Source organism: Dickeya dadantii NCPPB 898 (assembly GCF_000406145.1).
Lineage (GTDB): Bacteria > Pseudomonadota > Gammaproteobacteria > Enterobacterales > Enterobacteriaceae > Dickeya > Dickeya dadantii.
On sequence record NZ_CM001976.1, the window covers coordinates 2,587,497 to 2,590,505 of the forward strand.

The following is a 3,009-nucleotide window of genomic DNA, read 5'->3' on the forward strand; positions in this document are numbered from 1 at the left end:
TCACTGCTTGCCCGATTAATCAGCTTAGAGACTTCAGCAAGTTCCCCTTTCTTCAGCGCTGCCTCAGCCGCTTTGATGGCTTTGCCCGCCGCATCCCCTGCGCCCGGTATCAACCCTACCGCGGCGGCAAGATAATCCAGCGCACTCTGCGCTTCCGCAACGCTCTTGATATCACCTATCACCGGCACAAAATCTGCACCGGCTGCAAGGGTTTCTTTCAGTGCTTCACGCCGCTCGTCGTACATCTTCACCGAGCAGGCTTCCGCGCTTAATCCGGCACAGTTTTCCTTCTTGTAGCGTTCGTTCTCCGCCTCAACATACTCACCGGCCTTCTGCTCCAGCGTCTTGCCTTCAGACTGCGCCTGCGCAATATCCCCCAGCGAGTTATTCTCCACCGCATTACGCCCGGCCTGCGCACCTGTCGCCGCACCGGTGGTGTTACCCGACGCAATCCCCGATGCCAGACCGGCCGCCAGCGAAGCCAGCGCGCTTACCGACTGTTTTTCCGCTTCAGTCAGGTCGCTGGTGTCCCGCCCTGAGTACAGCTCCTTCATGATCAGCAGCCGCGCCGTCAGTTCGCCGCCTGCTGCGCCCACTGCGCCCGCCACCGCATCCTTGCCGGACAGTTGCGCCACCACCGCGCCCATCAGCGCATGCCCCATCGCGTTGGCCGCGATGTCCGATGCCGTGGCTTTACTCTCGTCCGCCGGCATCGTCACGCCTTTCACCAGCTGCGCCAGATACGGCGCCGACGCCCCGGCCAGCGCCTGCTGCAGGTTACCGCCGCCCGCCAGCGCCTGAATCGCCGCCGTCGCCGCCTGTGTCGCCCGCTGCAGATCGCTGCCCGTGCCGTAAGACTGCATCACCGCCTTGTAAGCCGGCGTTTCCGTCAGGTCTTTCTTGTATTTATCCCAGTCTTTTTCGGATGCGTTATCCGCCGGCCGTTTCACATCGCCTTTGGCTTCCGCCGCCCGCACCGCGCGGATTTCGCCTTCGGTACGGATAACGTCCATCACCTGCGCGCCCAGCTCACCCACCATCTGCGCCGTCTGCAGGCGTTTCTGCTCTTTCTCCTTGTCAAAGATCGGGCTCAGCGCATTATTGGCGTGCTCCACATCCCGGCTCAGGCCGGCAATATCCTGCTGCTGACCGGCCTGATTACGGATAATCAGCGCCCCGTCGCTCACCGCCGCGTAGGTGGTGCTGCCGGCATTGCCGCCACGTCCCATCGACATCAGTGCCGAAGGCGCGGTCAGCGCGGCCGATTTCAGCATATCCGACATACTCAGCGACGGACTGGCGCTCAGCCCGATACCGCTGTGCGACACCGAAAATTCGGCTCGGTTGTCGATATTGCTGAAGCCCAGCGTTCCGGTATCCAGCCGGTTTTTATCCGCGGCGGCGGTCGAGCCGATCACCGCGCCGTCCAACTGCGTGTGGTTGCCGACGCTGATGTCGTAACCGCCTTTGCCAGCAAACAGCCCGGTTTGCTGCTGCACGCTGTCAAAACTGCTGTGCATTTTGTCCTGACTGGCGCTGAGGTAGCCGCTGCCGGTCATACTGCCAAAGGTAAAGCTACCGCCCGCCGACACGCTGGTCTGCTTCGAGTCATAACGGTTGCTGTCCTGCTGGCTTTTCAGCAGCAGGTCGCCGCCTACGTTTGCCACAATGCGCTCGCCGCTGACCTGCGCCCCGGTCAGGCGCGTGTCGCCGCCGCTGGTCAGGGCAATCTGCTGCCCGGCATCCACCGTAGTCTCCGACCAGCTATTGCCGTTGCCGAGTTCACGGCCTTTGGCCGCGTTGACGTTGGCGAATACGCTGAATCCGGCGCCGCTATTGCTCAGGCCGAAACTGACGCCGATATTCCCGCCGCGGCTGCTGTTGCTGCCGGTCATCGACTCGGTGTTGCGTGCCGACAGCAGATTAATCGCCCGGGACGCATTCAGCTCCACATTGTTGGCCGCTTTCAGTTGGCTGCCGACGGCGGTGATATCGCCCTGACGCGCCACCACGCTAATATCATGGCCCGCATTTAGCGTCGAGGCAAAACTCTGCGACTGTTCGCTGGTCTGGCTGCTGCTGGATCGCTGCGCCCCCAGCGACACGCTGATGCCGACAAACGACGATGCCCCCTGATTGTTGGTATCAATCTGGGTGCCCTGATAGGCCTGATACCCCGACAGCACCGCCTTCATCCCCTGCAGCGCCTGCAGACGACTGTCGCTCTGCTCCCGCACCGCCTGAACCGTCTGCACCGCACTGTTCAGCGCCGATCCCACCACACCCGATAGCGTTACCGTCAATCCGGCGGTTTTTTGCTCCATCTGGCGCGACTGTTTACGGGTATCGTAGCCCGGATCAATCGTCACGCTGTTGCCCGTCACCTGGATGTCCCGGGCAGCAATCACATCGGTGGCCGCCATCGACACCGCCTGCCCGGCATTCAGGCGCACCGACCCACTGGTGCTGCCCAATGTACTGACGCTCTGGCTCTGGGTGGTCGCCCGGCCGACTCCAGCGTCTGACTCATCGACGTGCTGCCGATGGTAAACCCGATGCCGCCCCCGCTGAACACCCCGCTCTTCTTGCGGCTCTGCTCCTCGTAGTTACGGTAGGTTTCCACGCTCGCCGCGGTGGTGATGTCATGCCCCGCCGTCAGCGTCACCTCCCCGTCCGCCGCCACCGCCGAGCCCTGCACCCCGATGTCGTGCCCCGCCGTCAGCGCCACGCTGCCCGCCGACAGCAGCGTCCCTTTCTCCGTCGTCTGCTGCGTCTCCCGCAGCGTGTGCGTGGTGGTCTTCGACAGGAAGCCCTTCTTCACCGTCGTTTCTTCAAAAAAATCATGCCGGCTTTCCGTCGCCGACAGCAGGCTCAGGTCGCGCCCCGCCTGCGCCGTCAGCGCGCCACGCGTCTCCGCCTGCGCCCCCTGCAGCGTCAGGTCCTGACCCGCCCGCAGGCTCAGCCCCTCGCCCGCGTTCAGCACCGTCCCCTGCTGCGTCACCGTCTGCT

Annotated in this window: 1 pseudogene; it reads right to left on the minus strand. The window is 63.5% G+C overall.

The window, feature by feature from the left end:
• Positions 1-3,009, minus strand: a pseudogene (cdiA, locus tag DDA898_RS11830) (contact-dependent inhibition effector deoxyribonuclease); the annotation flags it as partial.